General features: G+C 66.7%; 15 protein-coding genes. 9 read left to right on the top strand and 6 right to left on the bottom strand.

What is annotated here, in order from left to right; genetic code table 11:
• The 3 genes from X803_RS22080 to hemL form a co-directional block, all read left to right on the top strand.
• Positions 1-303, top strand: a 303-nt coding sequence (locus X803_RS22080) for a uroporphyrinogen-III synthase (RefSeq protein WP_035777899.1), incomplete at its 5' end; no start/stop codon positions are given.
• A gap of 3 nt (positions 304-306) precedes the next feature.
• The gene (hemB, locus tag X803_RS0104270; RefSeq protein ID WP_026544174.1) at positions 307-1,290 is read left to right on the top strand and encodes a porphobilinogen synthase; all 984 of its coding nucleotides are present in this window, start codon (positions 307-309) and stop codon (positions 1,288-1,290) included.
• The gene (gene hemL, locus X803_RS0104265) at positions 1,291-2,613 is read left to right on the top strand and encodes a glutamate-1-semialdehyde 2,1-aminomutase (protein ID WP_026544173.1); all 1,323 of its coding nucleotides are present in this window, start codon (positions 1,291-1,293) and stop codon (positions 2,611-2,613) included.
• A 135-nt stretch (positions 2,614-2,748) separates the two neighbouring features.
• Here the strand turns inward: hemL and X803_RS0104260 are convergent, their stop codons facing one another.
• From X803_RS0104260 to X803_RS0104245, 4 genes are all read right to left on the bottom strand, one after another.
• Positions 2,749-3,591: a MetQ/NlpA family ABC transporter substrate-binding protein gene (locus X803_RS0104260; protein WP_026544172.1), complete on the bottom strand. Its 843-nt coding sequence runs from the start codon at positions 3,589-3,591 to the stop codon at positions 2,749-2,751.
• 116 nt (positions 3,592-3,707) lie between these two features.
• Complete coding sequence (locus tag X803_RS17725) at positions 3,708-4,463, bottom strand: methionine ABC transporter permease (RefSeq protein WP_035777897.1); 756 nt, start codon at positions 4,461-4,463, stop codon at positions 3,708-3,710.
• Positions 4,460-5,440: a methionine ABC transporter ATP-binding protein gene (locus tag X803_RS0104250; RefSeq protein ID WP_026544171.1), complete on the bottom strand. Its 981-nt coding sequence runs from the start codon at positions 5,438-5,440 to the stop codon at positions 4,460-4,462. The genes X803_RS17725 and X803_RS0104250 overlap by 4 nt, the downstream gene beginning before the upstream one ends.
• Before the next feature lie 309 nt (positions 5,441-5,749).
• A complete protein-coding gene (locus X803_RS0104245; RefSeq protein ID WP_026544170.1) occupies positions 5,750-6,436 on the bottom strand; it encodes a 3'-5' exonuclease in 687 nt (228 codons plus the stop codon).
• A 93-nt stretch (positions 6,437-6,529) separates the two neighbouring features.
• Between X803_RS0104245 and X803_RS17720 the strand changes: the two genes are divergently transcribed.
• From X803_RS17720 to X803_RS17715, 3 genes are read left to right on the top strand one after another with little or no spacing between them, the layout of a single operon-like run.
• Positions 6,530-6,967 (top strand): MGMT family protein, encoded by a 438-nt coding sequence (locus tag X803_RS17720; protein ID WP_216699025.1) that lies wholly within the window; start codon positions 6,530-6,532, stop codon positions 6,965-6,967.
• Complete coding sequence (locus tag X803_RS0104235; protein ID WP_026544169.1) at positions 6,964-10,278, top strand: ATP-dependent helicase; 3,315 nt, start codon at positions 6,964-6,966, stop codon at positions 10,276-10,278. The genes X803_RS17720 and X803_RS0104235 overlap by 4 nt, the downstream gene beginning before the upstream one ends.
• A complete protein-coding gene (locus X803_RS17715) occupies positions 10,275-13,787 on the top strand; it encodes an ATP-dependent helicase (RefSeq protein WP_051470440.1) in 3,513 nt (1,170 codons plus the stop codon). The genes X803_RS0104235 and X803_RS17715 overlap by 4 nt, the downstream gene beginning before the upstream one ends.
• Before the next feature lie 151 nt (positions 13,788-13,938).
• Here X803_RS17715 and X803_RS17710 read toward each other — a convergent pair whose 3' ends face one another.
• Positions 13,939-15,123: a macrolide 2'-phosphotransferase gene (locus tag X803_RS17710; RefSeq protein ID WP_084033367.1), complete on the bottom strand. Its 1,185-nt coding sequence runs from the start codon at positions 15,121-15,123 to the stop codon at positions 13,939-13,941.
• Between the two features lie 131 nt (positions 15,124-15,254).
• Between X803_RS17710 and nudC the strand changes: the two genes are divergently transcribed.
• From nudC to X803_RS0104205, 3 genes are read left to right on the top strand one after another with little or no spacing between them, the layout of a single operon-like run.
• Entirely contained in the window at positions 15,255-16,232 is a 978-nt protein-coding gene (nudC, locus tag X803_RS0104220) for an NAD(+) diphosphatase (protein ID WP_253907389.1), read from the top strand.
• The gene (locus X803_RS0104215) at positions 16,232-18,337 is read left to right on the top strand and encodes an ATP-dependent DNA helicase UvrD2 (RefSeq protein WP_026544167.1); all 2,106 of its coding nucleotides are present in this window, start codon (positions 16,232-16,234) and stop codon (positions 18,335-18,337) included. Before nudC ends, X803_RS0104215 begins: the two co-directional genes overlap by 1 nt.
• Positions 18,338-18,364: 27 nt before the next feature.
• On the top strand, positions 18,365-18,904 hold the full coding sequence (locus X803_RS0104205; protein ID WP_051470438.1) for a M48 metallopeptidase family protein: 540 nt from the start codon (positions 18,365-18,367) through the stop codon (positions 18,902-18,904).
• 10 nt (positions 18,905-18,914) lie between these two features.
• Here X803_RS0104205 and X803_RS0104200 read toward each other — a convergent pair whose 3' ends face one another.
• Complete coding sequence (locus X803_RS0104200; RefSeq protein ID WP_035777896.1) at positions 18,915-20,339, bottom strand: zinc-dependent metalloprotease; 1,425 nt, start codon at positions 20,337-20,339, stop codon at positions 18,915-18,917.
• Between the last annotated feature and the right edge of the window lie 192 nt (positions 20,340-20,531).

The following is a 20,531-nucleotide window of genomic DNA, read 5'->3' as shown; positions in this document are numbered from 1 at the left end:
CGGGTAGGCGGGGACGTTCCCGGAACACCCGCAGGGACGTGCGGGCGGAAGGAACTGTCGGCGGCCATCCGGCAGGGGAGGGTTGACGCCGTCGTCGTCACCTCGCCCAGCATCGCGGTCCGCCTGCATGCCATGATGGGAGCGCTGCCTGAGTCCGTAGCGACTGTCGCCATCGGGCGGCGGACCGCGCGGGAAGCGTCCGCACTCGGGATGAGGATCGACGCAACGGCCGCGTCCCCCAGCCCGTCAGGCATCGCCGATGCGGTGCGCACCGCCGTCGTCAATCATCGGAAGAGGAACTAACACATGAGCTTTCCCCAGCACCGGCCCCGCCGGCTGCGCTCAACTCCGGCGATCCGCAGGCTGACCGCGGAGAACCGGGTCAACGCCGCAGAGCTGATCCTGCCCGCGTTCATCCGTGAGGGACTGAGCGAGCCGGTGTCCATCAGCTCGATGCCCGGAGTCGTCCAGCACAGCACGGATACGCTGCGGCGGGCGGCAGCGGAAGCCGCTGAACTGGGCGTCGGCGGCATCATGCTGTTCGGCATTCCTGCGCACCGCGACGCGACCGGCAGCGCCGGAATCGATCCCGACGGGGTCCTCAACCGGGCGATCGCGGACGTGCGCGCCGAAGTGGGGGATGCGCTCGTCGTGATGAGCGATGTGTGCCTCGACGAATTCACCGACCACGGACACTGCGGCGTGGTGGCTGATGACGGGTCGGTGGACAATGACGCCACCCTGGGCCTTTACGCGCAGATGGCCGTGGCCCAGGCCGACGCCGGTGCCCACATGCTCGGTCCATCCGGCATGATGGACGGCCAGGTGGCGGTGATCCGCCGAGCCCTGGACGACGCCGGCCACCAGGAGACCGCCGTCCTGGCCTACGCGGCGAAGTACGCCTCCGCGTTCTACGGACCCTTCCGCGAGGCTGTGGACTCCCAGCTGACCGGAGACCGCCGGACCTACCAGATGGACGCCGCCAACCGCCGGGAAGCACTCCTTGAGGTCCAGCTGGATCTGGAGGAAGGTGCGGATCTGGTAATGGTCAAGCCGGCAATGAGCTACCTCGACATCGTGGCGGACGTCGCCGCGATGTCGCCTGTCCCGGTGGCCGCGTACCAGATCTCGGGGGAGTACGCCATGATCGAGGCCGCCGCCGCGAACGGCTGGATCGACCGCCGCCGTGCCATCGAGGAGTCGGTACTGGGTATCAAACGTGCCGGTGCGCAGATCATCCTCACGTACTGGGCAACTGAACTGGCCACCTGGCTGAAGGAGAGCAACTAAATGACACGGTCCGAGGACCTTTTTGCCCGCGCACAGACCCTCATGCCCGGCGGCGTCAATTCGCCGGTACGGGCCTTCGGCTCCGTGGGCGGCACTCCCCGGTTCGTGGTTTCGGCGCAGGGACCGTATGTGACCGACGCCGACGGACGCCGGTACGTCGACCTAGTGTGCTCGTGGGGGCCGGCACTGCTGGGACACGCACATCCGGCGGTTCTCGATGCCGTGCACCAGGCAGCTGATCGCGGTCTCTCCTTCGGAGCGTCCACCCCGGCTGAAGCGGAACTGGCGCAGCTGGTGCAGGACCGGGTTTCCGCCGTCGAACGCCTTCGGATGGTTTCCACCGGCACCGAGGCGACCATGACGGCGGTGCGCCTTGCCCGCGGCTACACGGGCCGGAACCTGATTGTGAAGTTCGCAGGCTGCTACCACGGGCACCTCGACGGACTGCTCGCCGCCGCCGGGTCAGGCGTGGCGACGCTCGCCCTGCCCGGTTCCGCCGGCGTCACCGACGCCACGGCCGCAGAAACCCTGGTGCTCCCGTACAACGATCTTGAGGCAGTGGAAGCGGCCTTCGCCGAGCACGGCTCCTCGATCGCGGCGGTCATCACCGAAGCAGCTCCCGCGAATATGGGGGTGGTGGAGCCCGCCCCAGGATTCAACGCGGGGCTGTCCCGGATCACCTCGGACCACGGCGCGCTGCTGATCGTGGACGAGGTGCTGACCGGGTTCCGGGTGGGTCCGGGCGGTTACTGGGGACTGACCGGTAAGGGTGAAGGCTGGGCGCCGGACCTGCTGACCTTCGGCAAGGTGATCGGCGGCGGTCTTCCCGCAGCTGCGCTCGGCGGACGGGCGGACGTCATGGAGTATCTGGCGCCGCTGGGCCCCGTCTACCAGGCGGGCACGCTCTCCGGTAATCCGCTGGCCATGGCGGCGGGCGTGGCCCAGCTGACCCATGCCACGGACGAGGTGTACCGCTTCATCGATGCGCGTTCGCTGGAGCTCTCTGCAGCGGTGTCGGAGGAATTGGACCGGGCGGGCGTCGATCATTCCGTTCAGCGCGCCGGGAACCTCTTCAGCATCGCCTTCGGAACCTCCGAACGGGGCGTTTCGAACTACGCGGATGCCCAGGCACAGGAAACGTTCCGCTATGCGCCCTTCTTCCACTCGATGCTGGACTCGGGTGTCTATCTGCCGCCGTCGGTCTTCGAAGCGTGGTTCCTTTCCTCCGCGCACGACGACGCCGCGATGGAACACATCCTGGCCGCGCTGCCTGCCGCCGCGCGGGCCGCTGCATCGGCGGGGGCAACGCCACCGGGCGTCTGAGCGTTCCTTCGGGTTCTACCGGGAACACAGGAACGGCCGGCAGGACCCGTGGGTCTGCCGGCCGTTCCGGTGTGAGTGCGGTCTGCGTCCGCGGTTTCTCGTGGTCCGCCGCGGTTTCTTCGGAGTCCGCCGGTCCTAGAACGCGGGGGAGACGTCGCCGTTGGGCCAGGTCTCCTCGATGTACTGCTTGACCTCAGGGGAGTGCAGCAGTTCCTCGAGCTTGGCGATGCGTGCATCACCCTCGGACGAGGTGTTCCAGGCGAGGAAGTTGGCGTACGGGTTGCCCTCGACGGACTCAACCACCAGGGCATCGTCCGTGCTGAGACCGGCGTCGAGGATGTAGTTGCCATTGATGATCGCTAGGTCCACCGTGGGGTCCTGCAGATCATTGAGCAGCAGCTCCGGCTGGTTCTCGACGAACTCAAGACCCAACGGGTTCTGCTCATCGGTCAGGGACAGCACCGAAGCGTCCGCTTCGATGTTCTCGAGCAGGCCTGCTTCCTGCAGGAGGGTGAGCGCACGCGCCTGGTTCGACGGGTCGTTGGTGATCGCCACGCGACCGCCCTCGGGGATGGCCGAGGCGTCGTCGTGCTTCTCCGAGAAGGCTGCGTAGGGCTCGATGTGCACGCCCTCACCGTGGGCGAATTCGTACCCCTGGTTCTCGACCTGGCTCTCGAAGTAGGGCAGGTGCTGGAAGTAGTTGGCGTCCAGGTCGCCCTCGCTCAGCGCGATATTGGGGGTGGTGTAATCGTCGAACTCCTGGATCTCGAGCTCAATCCCGGTGCCCTCGGTGAGGTTGTCGCGGACAAACTCCAGAATCTGTGCGTGGGGCACGGGGCTGGCACCCACGGAAACCGTTGCGGGGCTCGCCGGATCGAGGGTCTCGACGGCGGCGGGAGCGCTGTCGCCTGCCCCGCAGGCGGAGAGGGTGAGAAGAGTGGCCAGGCCGGCTGCTGCCAGCGAGAACTGCTTACGCATGGAAATCGTGCGTTCCTTTCGTAGAACCGGGCCCTGAACGGATCAGGGGCACCGGGGAAGTGACAGCTGGCTGCTACCGGCTGTTGTGGCCCCGACTGAAGGCGGGGGAAGAATTTTTAGACGCCGACGACGTCGTTCGCTGCTGCCTGCCGACGGACGCGCCTGCTGCGGCCGGCTCCCGCGGTGGCGGCAGTGCGGTGGTCCACACGCTGTGCGAGCCGGTCGCCGACGATCTGGATGACCTGCACGATGGCGACGATGATCACGATGATCACCACCATGACCATGGTGTCGAACCGCTGCAGGCCGTAGTTGTAGGCGAGCCTGCCCAGTCCGCCGCCGCCGATGATTCCGGCCATTGCCGAATAGCCCACGAGGGTGACGAGCGTGGTGGTGAAGGCTGAGATGAGGGAAGGCAGTGCCTCCGGGATCAGGACCTTGGTGATGACCTGCAGCCGGGTTGAACCCATGACCAGGGCAGCATCGATCTTGCCTGATGAGACATCACGCAGGCTCGTCTCCACGAGGCGGGCGAAAAAGGGGATGGCACCGATGCTGAGCGAAACCGAGGCGGCCACGGGCCCGATCGATGAACCGGTCAGCAGGCGGGCGAGTGGGATCAGCGACACCATGAGGATGGCGAAGGGGATGGATCTCGTGATATTCACGACGACGTCGCTCACGATCCGGTTGGTGACAGGCATCGGCCGCAGCCCGCCCGGGCTGCTGGCATGGAGGAAGATCCCCAGCGGGAGACCGACCAGCAGGGTGAAGAAACCCGATATCCCGATCATCTGAAGGGTTGCGAGGAACTCCTCAGGCAGGGCCTCGGTGATTCCGGGATTCTGGAACAGGTCGTCGAACAGGCTCATGCTGCCACCTCCACATGGACGCCGGCGCCTTCAAGGTAGGCGGTGATTTCACTCAGCGGACGGGGGGAATCGACTTCGACACGGAGCCGGCCGAACCGTGACCCGCCGAGAGTCTCGACGGTTCCGGCAATCACGTTGACGTTGGCATCGAAGCGACGGGTCAGCTCGGACAGGACGGGCGCTGACGCGGTATCTCCGACCAGGAGCAGTTCCAGCTCGGGCAGACCCTCGCCGACGGTGCCGGCGGGCAGCGGCATCAGCGATCTCCCGAGGGATCCACCCCGCTGGCTGACCACCTCGCGGAGGGGTCCGTGTTCAATGATCCGGCCGCGCTCCAGCAGGGACACGGAGTCGCAGATGCGCTTCACGACGTGCATTTCGTGGGTGATGACCAGGACCGTCAGATTCAGCGTATGCGTGAGGCTGCGGATGAGGGTGAGAATGTCTTCGGTGGTGGCGGGGTCCAATGCTGACGTCGGTTCATCGCATAGGAGTACATCGGGATCGGATGCCAGAGCCCGCGCGATGCCTACCCGCTGTTTCTGTCCGCCGGAGAGCTGCGAAGGGTAGGCATCGGCGAATTCGGTCAGGCCCACCAGCGAGAGCAGCTCTGCCACCTTGCGGTTGACGTCAGTCTTCGGGGTCTTCACCAGTTCGAGCGGATGCGCAACGTTCTGCGCTGCCGTGCGTGAGTCCATGAGATTGGCGTGCTGGAACACCATGCCGATGCGGCGCCGCGCAGTGCGCACCTCCGAGTCCCGAACGGCGGTCAGCTCCCGGCCGTCGATGACGACGGCGCCCGAGGTGGGACGGTCCAGGAGGGTGAGGCAGCGGACAAGGGTGGACTTGCCGGCGCCGGAGTGCCCGACAATGCCGTGGATCGACCCCTTGGGTACCGAAAGGGTGACGTCGTCGAGGGCTGTGACGGTACGTTCACCCTGACGGTAGGTCTTGCGCAGGTTCGTGACTGTGATCATTTGGTCCTCAGGCTGTCCGGGGTTGCAGGATCTCTGCGAACTCCGCTGCTCAGGCGAGCAGGAAAGAAGTATCTTTGGACGCGCTGCCCGGGATATCCGTGGGTCCCAGCCGCCCGGGAAACCGGTGCGACGGGCGCGTCATGATGCCCATTAAGTGTGGCACGGGCGAAAGATTCGACTGAAGTTTAGTGCCCGGAATCACGTACAGGGCCCTGGCTCGGCCCTTTCAGGCCCCTGTGTCGAAGAATCTGCGATTCCGAGGGGTGGCTGCCGCTGCTTTTCGGACTGATGGATGATCCCGGCCGCACATCAGGAAGCGATTGCGGGCCAGCTGCCTTCCACTACCGCGTCGGGGTCCTGGCGGCGGAGGTACGCCTCAAAGCTCTGAGCCTGGCGAAGGGCCCAGGTCACCTGATGTTCGTGCAGCTCAGGTGCCGGACGGCGGAGCTGCTGAAACCGCTCGGCCAGCACTGCAGCGACTCCGAGGGTTGCCATCACGTCCGCGGCGGAAGTGTGCGCATTCTCCAGGAGAACGCCGTAGTGCCCGCACATGGCAGTAAGCGTGCGCTTTCCCGGACGGTACCGGTCCGCGTGCTTGTCCATCACATAGGGATCGAGAACGGGAAATGGGTTGGGAGTGAGCACGCCGTGCCGGAGGCCCTCCTGTGCGAGGACTGTGAAATCATAACGGGCGTTGAAAGCCAGTACAGGGATCTTTCCGCGGAAGTACCCGCCGAGAACCCCGGCGATCTGGTGCACCACCTGTGCCGCAGGGGCACCGTGCGTCCTGGCGGTGCCGGTCGCAATTCCGTGGACAGCCGTTGCTTCCGCGGGGATGTCCACCCCCGGGTCAGCAAGCCACTCGTGATGTTCCAGAATTCCACCGCGACCGTCAACCAGGATGATGGAGGCGGTGACAATCCGTGCGGTGAGCGGGTCCCGGCCCGTTGTCTCGAGATCAAAGGCTGCCCTGGGATGTATGTGCCAGCTGTTCATGGTCAGGACGCTATCGGCCGGCTGTGACATTTTTCCCTATTGCCGGATCCGGGCGCGGCGCGGCGGCCGGGTTCCCTTCGCTAGTCTTGGGTGGTGCGCGAGCGGGTTCTGGACTATGAGGAGGCGGTCCTGAGCATCGTCAACCTCATTCCGGCGGGAAAGGTGCTCACGTACGGCGACATCGCTGAAATTCTCGAGCGGGGCGGTCCACGCCAGGTGGGCGCGGTGATGTCCAAAGGAAGCGCGGACGTGCCGTGGTGGCGTGTGCTTCGCGCGGACGGCAGGCTGCCGCAGGGACTTGAGTCCACCGCCGTCGGGCACTACCGCGAGGAGTCAACCGCCCTGCGAACCGCCGGTCGTTCCGCGGGCGCCGACGGCACGCGCGTCGACCTCCGCGTCTCCCGGTGGAACCCGAATCCTGCCCAGCAGCGGGACCTGCAGCGTATCCGCGCGGCACTGGCGGCTGGGACCGCGGGTAATTCCTTCTCCCCGGCGGGACTGTCAGAGGCAGATGATGGGGTAGGACCATGAACCGTTCCCCGGCTGTTGCCCCTGCGTCTCCCTACGCCGGCCTGCGCCTGTCCTCCGGCATGGCAGAAGGCCCGCAGCGCCCTGTGCTGAGTGCGGAACAAGCGGAGATCGTGTCGCTCGGGGCAGGCTCCGGCCCGGTGCTTGTGCTCGGCGGACCGGGAAGCGGCAAGACACAGGTTCTCGTTGAGCTGGCGGTCAGGCGGATCCTGAACGGTGATACGGGACCGGACCGCATGCTCATCGTGGCACCCACCAGGCTGGCGGCGGCGCGTCTCCGCGATTCCATCACTGCCCGCCTCGAGCGCAGCCTGAGCGCTCCGCCGGCCCGGACCTGGTCGTCCTACGCCTTCGACCTCATCCGGAGGGCACGCGTAGCTGGACTGCTGCCCGAGCTGGCACGGTCCCCGCGGCTTCTCTCCGGTGCGGAACAGGATCTGATCATCAGGGAGCTTCTGGACGGACACCGCAGGCTCGGTCTGCTCGAGTCCCGTTGGCCGGACGGTCTGCGCCTCGCCCTCGGGACCAGGGGCTTCCGGCAGGAGGTCCGCGAACTCTTCGACCGCGTCAGTGAGTACAGCCTCCATGCGGATGACCTGACCGATCTGGGCCTCAGGTTCGACCGCCCCGACTGGGTGGCCGCGGCAGCGCTCTACAGCCAGTACCGGGATGTGCTGGATCTCCGCATGCCCGAGGCATTCGACCCCGCCGGTATTCTGACTGCCGCCCGGGGCATTCTCGAGACCGACCCCGGTTTCTGCGCAGAGGAGAGAAGCAGATATGAGCTGATCCTGATCGACGACTACCAGGAGTCCAACACCGCCATGCATGCTCTGTGCGGTGTCCTTGCGGAAGGAAAGGACGCCTTCATCACGGCCTGCCCGGACACCGCGGTCCAGGGTTTCCGCGGCGCACGCCCCGACCTCGCTGGACGCCTGCCCGAAGAACTCGGCCAGGTTCGCATGGCCCAGCTCACCGGATCACACCGTCTGACCGGGAGGCTTGCGACGGGGTGGGTGTCCGTGGCGGCGAGGACACCGGTGAGCGGAACACCAGTGGGCTACCGCAGGCTGGCGGAACCTGGCGGAGGTTCCGGTCAGGGTGAGCTCTCCGGAGGTTCCAGTCAGGGTGAATGCGGGCCCAGCCGGCCGGCAGGTGCGGAATTATCGGTCCACGTGGTGGACTCCGGCTATCACGAGCAGCGCTACGTTGCGCAGCGGATACTCGAAGCCCATGTGGAACAGGGTCGAAGTTTCAGTGACATCGCGGTCATCACCCGGACCGGTGCACAGGTGGCGGAGCTCCAGCGGTATCTTGCCGGCCAGGACATCCCGGTCAGTGTGCCGCCGGCTGAACGTGCAATCCGCGACGAACCCGCCGTGCGGCCGCTGCTGGACATTCTCGCCGTCGTCACCGGGGTCAGGGAGCTGGACGCCGAACTGGCTGTGTCGATCATGACCTCCAGGGTGGGGGGTGCGGGCCCGCTTGAGATCAGGCGCCTGCGCCAGTTGCTCAGGCAGGAGGAACGGCTCGCCGGTGGAGTCAGGGACTCCGATCAGCTGATCGTCGATCTGTTCAGCGGGAAGACCGTCGATGACTACAGGCCGCAACTCCGGCCGGTCCGGCGGCTTTCCCTGATGCTGAACGCCGGACGGGAAGCGATCGAGGATGACGCAAGCACTCCCGAGACGGTTCTGTGGGCAGTCTGGTCAGCCTCCGGGCTCTCACCGCGGTGGGAGGAAGCCGCGCTCCGGCAGGGGCCCCCGTCGGCACGCGCTGACCGTGACCTGGACGCCGTCGTCGCCCTGTTCCAGACGGCGGAGCGGTACGTCGACCAGATGCCGGGCGCTCCGGCGGCGGGCTTCCTGGAATACCTGCTCAGCCAGGAGCTCCCGATGGACACCCTCGCCGCCCGGGCGCAGAAGGGAGCCGCCGTCGAAATCCTGACGCCGGCTGCTGCGGCAGGGCGTGAGTGGCCCGTGGTACTGGTGGCCGGCGTACAGGAGGGCACCTGGCCGAATCTCCGGATCCGGGGTGAGCTGCTCGGTTCGGGGGACCTCGTCGCTCTGCTCGAGCATGGGAGTCAGTTCCGGCACCACCGTGATCCGCTGTCCCTCATGCAGCTGACCCGGGCTGATGAGCTGCGCACCTTTTCCGCTGCGGTCAGCCGTGCCTCCGAGGAGCTGGTGTGTATCGCGGTGTCATCCGAGGACCAGCAGCCCTCATCCTTCCTCGACATCCTTGATCCACTCCCTCCGGGCAGGTATGAGCGTCCACGCACGGAGGTCAAGCGGCCGCTGACGCTGCGGGCGCTGGTGGCGGAACTGCGCAGGTATGCGCAGCAGCCCGGGCGCAATGCAGGGGCTGCAGCGGAGGCGGTCCGTCATCTCGGCACAATGGTGCTGCACGAACCGCGGGTGCCGGGTGCCGATCCCGATCAGTGGTGGGGCCTGGCTGGACTGTCATCGACCGGACCGGTGGTCCCTCCCGAGGCTGCCATCCCTGTCTCGCCGTCGAAAGTCGAGGCAGTATTGGCTTCGCCGCTCAACTGGTTTGTCTCCGCGGCAGGCGGAGAGCGTCCCACCGACTTCGCCCGGTCGCTGGGGACGCTGGTCCACTCCATAGCACAAGACATTCCGGACGGCACCGGGAACCAGTACGTCGCGGAGCTGGTCAGGCGCTGGCCCAGCCTCGGCATGAAAGATACCTGGGAGTCCAAAGCGGACCTGCGCCGGGCCGGAGAGATGGTGCGGAAGCTGGGCGGATATCTGGTGGAAATGAGGAAGGCCGGCAGGGTCCTGGCCAGCACCGAGGTGAGCTTCAGTGTGGATCTGCCGGTCATGACGGACGGTGGAGCGCGGACGGCCCGGCTCCGGGGACAGGTGGACCGGGTGGAAATCACCCACGACGGCTGCCTCTTTATCGTCGACCTCAAGACCGGCAGGAACGCTCCACGGGACGCGGATGTTCCGGCACACCCCCAGCTTGCCGCCTACCAGGTGGCTGCGACCGCCGGGGGGCTCAGCGAGGTGGACGGCGATTCAGCCGGAGGTTCACCTGCTGCCCCGGGTAGCGGGGGAGCGGCCCTCGTGCAGCTGGGCACCAGCGCAAAGTCTCCCAAGGTGCAGAACCAGCCGCCGCTTGGCCCTGAGGAGTCCTGGGCACACGAAATGATCGGGCAGGCCGCAAGTCTCATGGCCGCTGCTGCTTTCGAGGCGGTCCATGACCCGGGGCGGTCCAGCCATGGCGGAGGGGGCTGCCGGCTCCCCGAGATCTGTCCGCTCTGTGTCGAAGGAAGGCAGGTGACCGAATGAGTGTGGAGACAACCCAGGCAGGCGCAGCGGCAGCCGATGGAACCGGCCAGCTCTCCGCAAGGGCCCTGACCCGCATGCTGGCCGGTGACGCCGGTTCAGAGATTCTGTTCCCCACGCCGGAGCAGACCCGCATCATCGAAGCGCCGCTGCAGCCGCTGCTGGTTATTGCGGGGGCTGGATCCGGCAAGACCAAAACCATGGCTGACCGCGTGGTGTGGCTGGTTGCCAACAAACTGGTTCGTCCTGAACAGATCCTCGGGGTCACGTTCACGCGCAAGGCGGCCGGAGAGCTGGCCGCCCGCATCCGGCAGCAGCTGCAGTTGTTGTACCGGACGCAGGCGGAAAGTGCGTCGGGCAGCGGAGAGGACCTGCTGGAACCCACCATTTCCACCTATCACGCCTACGCAAACGGCATAGTGCAGGACTACGGGCTGCGCATCGGAGTGGAACGTGACGCCGTCATGCTGGGCACCGCTCAGTCCTGGCAGCTGGCGGGCCGGATTGTCGAGTCCCACCAGGGGCCCTGGGAACACCTCTCTGCAGCCAAGGGGACACTGATCAGAGCGGTACTCACCATGGCCTCGGAATGCGCCGAGCACCTCGTGGATCCCGCAACGGTGAGATCAGTGCTGCAGGAACAGATCGACTCAATCAGCGCCCGCCCCTATCAGTCCGGAAAATCCAAACCTCCCACCCAGCGGGTTGGGTCGCTGTTGGACAAACTCCGAACCCGCGTCACCGTGACCGAACTGGTGGAGCGTTACGCATCCGCCAAGTTCCAGTCGGGTCACCTCGACTACGGTGACCTCGTGTCCCTTGCCGCGCAGATAGCCGGCGAGGTTCCGCAGGCCGTCGATGTTGAACGGCAGAAGTACACAGTAGTACTCCTTGACGAGTTCCAGGACACCTCCCACGCCCAGATGACGCTGTTCTCACAGCTGTTCGGCGACAGCAGGTCTGTTACCGCGGTGGGCGACCCCCACCAGTCAATCTACGGTTTCCGCGGGGCATCGGCGGGACAGCTCAGCACCTTCAGATCGCGTTTCCCCGTCCGCAACGGCACGGGTCTTCAGCCTGCCCCCATGGTGAACCTTTCCGTCGCCTGGCGGAACTCCACAAGCATTCTGCTGGCAGCCAACGCGGTGGCCGACTCACTCAACGTTCCGCCGCCCTGGCTCACCCGCGGCGACCAGCTGCAGGTCCCCGCCCTGCTCCCACGCCCTAAAGCACCGGTTGGCGAGGTGTACCTTGCGCGGTACCTGAGCGAGAGCGCGGCTGACCCACGGGATCCCTCCGCGCCGGACAATCCGCTTGCCCACGAGGCAGGGGCACTGACCCGGATCATCGAGGCACAGCGGCGCCGGTACTTCGACACGGACGACGACGGCCAGCCCCTGCGCCCCACCATTGCAGTGCTCTGCCGCGGACGGAAGCAGTTCGAGCCGCTCCGCCGGGAGCTGCAGTCGGCGGGAATACCGGTCCAGATCGTCGGGCTGGGCGGGCTGCTGCGCACCCCGGAGATCATCGAAATCCTGTCGGTGCTGCGGGTTCTTGGTGATCCGGAACGCTCCGACGCGATGCTCCGGCTGCTTGCCGGTGCCCGCTGGCGTCTCGGCACTGCAGACCTGATGGCGCTGGGTGATTGGGCGCGACAGCTGGCTTTCGATCGTGACGTCAGGATGAATGCGCTTCGGACCGGCACCGGAGACCAGCCGGAATCTGAAGCCGGGGCCGGCGGCGGCAACGAGCCCGGGGAAGGCGGGGCCGGCGGCGGCAACGAGCCCGGGGAAGGTGGGCATGCCGAGGCGACGGCGCCCACCGAGGACGCGGAACCGGCGAGCCTGGTCGACGCCGTCGATCACCTGCCGCCCGCAGGATGGATCTCCGGCAGCGGGCGCAGCCTTTCAGACACTGCGAGGCAACGGCTCGTCCTGTTACGCGACGAACTGCGGGTGCTGCGCCAGTCGGTCGGGGATGACCTGCACACCCTGATCGGCGAAATCGAGCAGACGCTGCTGCTGGATATTGAGCTTGCGGCAAAACCGGGTGTGAGCGTGCATGAGGCCAGGCGCAACCTTGACGCCTTCGCTGATGCCGTGAGCGGCTTCGTTTCGACCTCCGACCGCGTCGACCTGCCCGCTTTCCTGGCCTGGCTGGAGGCCGCCGATGCCGAGGAGGACGGGCTGCCCGTTACGGCCCTTGAGACCAGCAGGGAGGCGGTCCAGTTGCTGACAGTCCATGCGGCCAAGGGGCTGGAATGGGACGTTGTGCTGGTGCCGGGAATGAATGAGGGCTCCTTTCCCAGCGGAACCGGTTCCCGGTGGAGTTCCGGTGATGCCTCCGTGCCGTGGCCATTGCGCGGGGACGCAGCCGAACTTCCTCAGTGGGACTGGGACCAGCCGGACCAGAAGTCCTGGCTCGACAGCGAGAGCCTGTTCGCAGAGGACGCACTGACCCACACCGAGCGGGAGGAGCGGCGCCTCGCGTATGTTGCGCTGACCCGGGCACGCCACGTACTGGTGTGCTCATCCTCTGCGTGGGGTGGAGGGCGCTCACGGCCTACAGCTCCGTCGCGCTACCTCGAACAGCTGCGGGAACTGGCCGAGTCCGGGGCACCCGGATACCGGGAACTCGCCTGGGTTGGCGATGACGCAGTGGGGGAGGAGAATCCGGCACGTGCCCAGAGCGACCGGGCACTGTGGCCTACTGACCCGCTGGGTGCGCGCCGCAGTTCCATGGAGCAGGCGGCGGAGGCTGTCCGCGCAGCGGCGGATGATCAGCGGGCGGGCGCCGTGAGTACGGCGGGCCGCACGGGCACCGGCGCGGCCGGGCGCTGGGACGAGGAGGTCAGCAAAGCCCTCGCGCGCCAGCAGGCACGGTTTACTGCTCCACCTGTTGAGCTCCCCACCCACATCTCCGCATCCCTGATGGTGGAGCTCACCGAGGACAGCGCGGCCGTGGCACGGCGACTGCGGCGGCCGGTCCCGCGCCGTCCCGGATCAGCAGCCCGTCGGGGCACGGCATTCCACGCGTGGATCGAGGAGTTCTATGGCACGACAGGCATGCTGGACCTGGGGGAGTTCCCCGGGGCAGCTGACGCTTTCGTGGACGATGGACTGAAGCTTGAACAGCTCACCGCTACGTTCCGGCAGTCGGTATGGGCTCAGCGCTTGCCCCATGGCATTGAGGTCCCGGTGGAGACCCGCGTTGGACCGGTGGTTGTCCGCGGCCGGATCGATGCTGTCTTCCGGGACGACGACGGCGCATGGGATCTCATTGACTGGAAGACGGGGAGGCCGCCCGCAGCCGCGGACCGGGACGCGAAAGCCATGCAGCTGGCGGTATACCGGCTCGCATGGTCGCGCCTCATGAATGTTCCACTGGAGGCTGTGCGGGCCGCCTTCTACTACGTGGGCGAAGATCTGCTGGTGCGGCCGCACGATCTCGCGGACAGCAAGACGCTTGAGGAGATAATCCGCGCGGCGACGGGAGTCGGGCCTGCCGGCTAGGAGCAGCGGAACCTGACGGCCGGAGCAGTCGAACCTGCTGGCCAGGAGCAGTGGAACCTGACGGCCGGAGCAGTCGAACCCGCCGGCCAGGAGCAGTGGAACCTGACGGTCGGGAGCAGTGGAACCTGCCGGCCGGAAGCAGAAATCAGCGTCAGCCGCGGGGCACCACGGGCAGCGCAGAGGTCTCCAGGTTTTCCCGCCCCTGGAGGGTCCTCACCGGCGGTTCGCCCGCCGCTCCGTGGGAAGCATCTCCGTGGGAAGCATCTCCGTCGGAAGCGTCGCGCTCGGAAGCGTCGCCGTCGGCGTTGCCGGAGGGGGAGGCCGCGCCGTCCCTGCCGGTCTCCTCATCATCCCAGGCACGGTTTCCATACCCCTCGCCGGGGGTGGTGTCTTCGGTCTCCGCCTCGGCAGCCAGCGCCGCTTCTTCCGCTGCAAGGTCAGCAGCGAGCGACTGCATCATCTCCTCAGCCTCATCGACCATCCCGTCATCACCCAACGCGAGACCGCGCACCATCCACTGGGCGAGGGCAAACTCGGCCGCCAGGGCGGCCCTGCGCAGCAGATGGTCGTCGGCCGCATCGGAACGCGCCGCGATATAAGCCTCGTGCACCTCGTCGGCGAAGTCTGCGTCCTGCGTAGCTGCAAGCCAGGCGAAGTCATCTGCAGGATCTCCCACCGAGAGATCGGTCCACCCGGTCACAGCGCAGACCCGTCCCGCGGTAAGCAGCAGGTTGTCCTCGTGGATATCCCCGTGCACCACCGTGGGGTTGAACCGCCAGAGCGAGACGTCCTCCAGTGCATGCTCCCACCGCCGCAGGAGCTCGGACGGGATCCTGCCCGTGGTGGCGGCCTGGTCGAGTTCGTTGAGCCGCCGCTGGCGGACTTCATTGGCCTCATACACCGGCAGGTCGGCTTCACTGACGAGCGTCCTGGGCAGTTCATGCACAGCCCCTATCGCTCGTCCGATTTCCCTTGCCAGCTCCCGCCCTCCGGCGGCCAGTTCGTCGAGCGAGCGGGTGGATCCCTCGATGTGCGAATAGACAAAGGTGCGCAGGTCGCCGATGCGGACCGTGCCTGCAACATGGGGGACAAGGAAGGGAAGCTCTGCGCGTACACCCGGCGTGAACGCTCGCAGCACCTGCAGTTCCGTTTCCAGCCTCATGCTCGCCTCGGTGTGGCGCGGCGCACGGACCCGCCACTGCTTGCCGGAATCGTCGATGAGCAGTGCGGACTCGAAATCGGCCGGGTCATCGGGTGCGGTGGATACGCCGGTCGGGGCGAGACCCGGCACGGCCGCACTGGCAAGGGCCGCAAGTTCCATTGGTGAGCGTTTCACACCATCCACCGTAAGGGCGGGAGGTCACCGGCCCCATTGTCCTCGGCGGCGAGTCGCCGCCCGCGCGCACTATTCCTCCAGAAACCCCCGTCGAATATCCATTTGGGGGTGCGGGACCGTACCGTAGAAATATGACCCAAGCCGTCGGCATGCAAGCAGTCGGAATTGCCAGCCTCCCTCCACTCGGTTCCCTACCGCTGGCACGCGGCACGGCTGATCGGGGCTCCACCTTCCGCGCTTCGCCCGGGCTGTTTGACCGGCTGTGGGAGCAGCCGGCCACCCGCGTTCTTCATCTCGCGCGGAAGCGCTCGCCCCTCCGGAACGGCAGGCTGATGCTGAGCTCCGTGGCAGATGTTGCGCGGCCGGAAAACCCCGTCTACCTCGGCAGTACGGCGGAAGCAACGGAGCATCTGCCCACCGGTACGCACATCGTGCTGGTGGAGCACGAGGACATCCAGGAAGGGTTGGCAGCAGAGGCGTCGTGGGTCGGACTCCGGGAAGCCGCCGCAGGATTATCGGCGCTGGAGGCAGGCCTTTTCGTGGAAGCCATGGCCATCTCGAACTGGCATGCCACCCACACCCACTGCCCCCGCTGCGGAGAACCCACCAGTCCCATCGACGGCGGCTGGGTTCGGCGGTGCCCGGCGGATGAGAGCCTGCACTTTCCGCGCACCGACCCGGCAATCATCGTGACGGTCACGGACGAGGAAGACCGGCTGCTTCTGGGGTCCTCTGCCGCGTGGCCGGAGAACCGCTTCTCAACGCTTGCCGGCTTCGTCGAACCCGGCGAGTCACTGGAGGCGGCGGTGGTCCGTGAAGTGGAGGAGGAATCCGGAATTGTGGTTCACTCTCCCACCTACCTCGGCTCACAGCCCTGGCCGTTCCCCGCGTCGCTGATGCTCGGATTCACAGCTAAAGCCTCCCATGCGCTTCCCGTGCCCGACGGCGTCGAAATCCGGGAGGTGCGCTGGTTCACCAGGGAGGACCTCTTCACCGGCCTGAAAGAAGATCGGATCTCTGTCGCGTCCGGCGCTTCCATCGCCCGCGCGCTCATCGAACACTGGTACGGCGGTCCCCTGGATGAAGAGCCGTCGGCCGGGAGGCCATAGTGGAGGGGACGGTCGAAGAACGGATCCTTGCCGGACTGGATGACGAGCAGCGGGCCGTAGCGTCCCAGCTCACCGGCCCGCTGTGTGTGCTGGCAGGAGCCGGGACCGGAAAGACGCGCGCAATCACGCACCGGATTGCCTACGGAGTGCATACGGGTGTCTACAAGCCGCAGCAGGTCCTGGCCGTGACCTTCACGGCGAGGGCCGCCGCGGAAATGCGGACCAGGCTTCGGGATCTCGGGGCTCATGGTGTGCAGGCGCGCACCTTCCATGCGGCGGCGCTCCGCCAACTGCAGTATTTCTGGCCACAGGCTGTGGGAGGAACGCTTCCCGCGCTTGTGGACCACAAGGCGCAGCTTCTCGCGGAGGCTGCACGCCGGCTCAGGCTCAGTACTGACCGGGCAACCATCCGCGACCTCGCTGCCGAGGTCGAGTGGGCAAAGGTTTCAATGCTCACGCCGGACACGTATGTCGAGGCTGCCCGCGGGCGGGTGGAACCGGCCGGCATGGACGCCACCACGGTGGCCCGCCTCTTCAGCGCCTATGAGGATCTCAAGGTGGACCGCAACGTCATCGACTTCGAGGACGTTCTGCTCATTACGGTGGGGATACTTCAGGAAGACGCCAAGGTTGCAGCGACCGTCCGCTCCCAGTACCGGCACTTCGTCGTTGACGAATACCAGGATGTGTCACCGCTCCAGCAGCGGCTCCTGGATCTCTGGCTGGGGGAGCGGGAAGAGCTCTGCGTTGTTGGGGATGCCAGCCAGACCATCTACTCGTTCACCGGAGCCACCAGCGCCCACCTCCTTAAATTTACGGGGAGGTATTCCAACGCGCAGGTCATCAAACTGGTGAGGGACTACCGCTCCACACCGCAGGTCGTCCACCTTGCGAACTCCCTGCTTGCTGCCCGCACGGACGAGGCAGAACGCCGCGGGGGAACCGGAAGCTGGGCCACGCCGCTTCAGCTTATTGCGCAGAGACAGCCCGGGCCGGCGCCAAGCTTCACCGAATGCAGCGATGACGAGGCCGAGGCGGCTGATGTCGCCCGGCGCATCGGAACCCTGATCGCCGAGGGTGTGCCCGCGAGCGAGATCGCCATCCTGTACCGGACCAACGGGCAGTCGGAGGCCTATGAGCAGGCCCTGGCGGCCGCCGGGATCGGATACCAGCTGCGCGGAGCCGAACGGTTCTTCGCCCGGCGCGAGGTCCGCGAGAGCCTGCTTCAGCTCCGTGCCGCCGCACGCGCAGCCACGAACGAAGACGTTCCCCAACTGGTTCGTGACGTCCTTGCCTCCCTCGGGTACACGCGGGAGGCTCCGCAGAGCTCCGGTGCCGTCCGGGAAAAGTGGGAGTCGCTCGCTGCGTTGGTTTCGCTCGCTGATGAGCTGCACCAGGCCCGTTCAGGGCAGGGCTTCACCCTGCAGGACTTCGTCGCGGAGCTGGAGGAACGCGCTTCAGCCCAGCATGCGCCCACGGTCCAGGGCGTCACCCTGGCGTCATTGCATTCCGCCAAGGGCCTCGAATGGGACGCCGTGTTCCTGGTGGGACTGAGCGAGGGGCTCATGCCGATTTCGTTCGCGGACACTCCTGACGCCGTGGATGAGGAGCGCCGGCTCCTCTACGTCGGCATTACCCGTGCCCGCAAGCATCTGGCCCTTTCCTGGTCCACCTCCCGTACTCCCGGGGGACGCGCATCACGCAAGCCCTCCCGGTTCCTCGACGGTCTTCGCCCGGAATCCAGCGGCCCCCGCTCCTTCCGGCAGCCCACCGTGCGGAAGGAGCGGAAAGTTTCGGCGCCCGCACACTGCCGTACCTGCGGAAAAGTCCTGGGCACGGGTGCCGAACGCAAAATCGGACGCTGCGGGGACTGCCCTGCCAACTACAGTGAAGAGACCTTTGAGGCGCTGCGGAACTGGCGTCTGCAGGCAGCCCGGGAGACGGAGGTTCCGGCTTTTGTCGTCTTCACGGACGCCACGCTCGTGGCCATCGCGGAAGCGCGTCCAGACTCACTGGAGAAACTGGCACAGCTGGCGGGGGTAGGGCCGGCCAAACTGGACCGCTATGGAGAGTCGGTGCTCAATGTGCTCGCGCAGGGCCACTAAGCGCTTGAGCGGGGAAGGAGCACGCCGGTGAATACTGAGGGCGCCCCGCAGCCCGGACCCTATCCGGTGGAAGTGCGCAGGTCCGCGCGACGCCGCCGGACTGTGAGCGTTGACCTGCGCGACGGCGTGGCGGTGGTGTCCATCCCGGCTTCCTTCTCCGCCAGACAGGAAAAGCAGTGGGTGGAACGAATGGTGGCCAGGCTGCACGCGAAGTCGGCGCGGCCCGCCCATTCCGAGTCCGGATTGAGCGAACGGGCTGAAGCGCTGTCCGCGCAGTTTCTGCAGGGGCGGGGTCTTCCGTCGAGCATCCGCTGGGTGACCAACCAGAATTCCCGCTGGGGATCGGCGACGCCCGTCTCCCGCTCCATCCGGTTGTCCCACAAACTGCAGGGAATGCCCGACTGGGTGATCGACTACGTGATACTGCACGAGATGGCGCACCTGATAGAACCCTCGCACAACGAGGCGTTCTGGGCGCTGCTGAAGGGCTACCCGCAGACCGAAACCGCCAAGGCGTTCCTGCTCGGTGCCGCGTACGCCGCAGACCACGGCCTCAGCGGGCGCTAGACGCTCACGCTCACCGGGGGCCGCTGCCTTCGCCGGAACCGTCCGGACCTTCCTCCGGATCCTGCTCGTCAGCGCCGGCCGGTTCCTCCCCGGAGGGGCGTTCCTCGAACCCGCCGTCGAGGAGCTTCGCCAGGGCGGCATCCACATCTGCGTCATCCGACTCGGCCAGCTGGCGCCTGGCGCTGAAACCGGCCGGGTCATCGAGATCCTCCGGCGTGGGAAGCAGGTCCGGGTGCTGCCAGATGGCGTCGCGCCCCGCGATCCCGCGCTCCTGGCGCAGCTGCTCCCACAGGACCGCAGCGTCGCGCAGCCTGCGCGGCCGAAGTTCCAGGCCGACCAGGGAAGCGAACGCATTCTCTGCAGGACCCCCGGTGGCGCGGCGGCGGCGGACCATTTCGCGGAGCGCTCCCGAGGATTCGAGTTTCGCCGTGGCTGCTGCGGTCAGCTCATCCACCCAACCCTCGACCAGCGCCAGCGTGGTTTCCAGACGGGCCAGGGCTGCCTCCTGCGCGGGGGTGCGTTCCGGCATGAACACGCCCTCCGAGAGTGCACTCTGCAGGGACTCCGGGTTGGACGGATCTATATCCCGTGCAACCTCCTCGATTTTGGACATGTCGATGTGGATGCCTCGCGCATAGCTTTCAATCGCCCCCAGCAGGTGGCCCGTCAACCACGGCACCTGGGTGAAGAGCCGCACGTGCGCGGCCTCACGGACGGCGAGGAACAGCCGCACGTCATAGTCGGAGATGTCGAGCCCCTCCCCGAACGCTGCCACGTTGGCAGGCAGGAGCGCCATGCTGTTTTCTGCGAGCGGGATGCCGATGTCGGTTGAACTCACGACGTCGCGCGACAGCGCACCCACCGCCTGCCCGAGCTGCATGCCGAACATTGCGCCGCCCATGTTCTGCAGCATGGAGGCGGCGCCGCCCATCATGGTTTTCATTTCCTCGGGCATCTGCTCGGTGATGGCGTTGGAGAGTGCCAGGGCGATGCTGGTGGCGACGGGCTCGGTCAGCCGCTTCCAGGTGGGCATGGTTGCCTCGACCCACTCTGCGTGGGACCACGCCTTGCCGAGCAGCGCCGTGGCTGGAAAATCGGTCACGGGATCCAGCCACATTTCCGCAAGGCGCAGCGCCTCGTCCACCTCGCGCTGCTGCGTGCTGCTCACCGAGGGATCACCGCCGGCTGACGCAGCCCGCCGTGCCTGGTCATGGGCGAGGGTCCAGTTAACCGGACCTTCGGACTGCGCCGAGAACATGGCTTGCACCTGCTGCATCATCATCGCCATGGCCTGGGGATCGCTCGGGAGGCCTGCTGCCTTCGCGATCTCCTGGGGGTCCATGCCCTGCATGTTTCCGCCCATGAGGCGCTCGAGCATCTCGGAGAGGGGGTCCTTGGGAGTGTCGTCGTCGTTATTCGACGGATTGGAACTCATCGATACCACCGGTCCTTTGGTCGAATCCTGCTCGAAAATCCTGGAGCCGCGGGACTGCCCCGCAGAAAGGGGAAGCTCTCCGGGCGGCTGGAATCCTCCACTGGCAAGTGGCGGTCAGGATCTCAAACGTTACCGGCAGCACCCCGGGATGTCCCGCACCCCCGGCGGGAGTTCGCTCTAGGCAAAGCAGCG

The organism is Arthrobacter sp. 35/47 (assembly GCF_000520475.1).
GTDB lineage: Bacteria > Actinomycetota > Actinomycetes > Actinomycetales > Micrococcaceae > Arthrobacter_D > Arthrobacter_D subterraneus.
The sequence above is the reverse complement of the archived record's forward strand: the minus strand, read 5'-3'. Positions and strand labels throughout refer to the sequence as shown.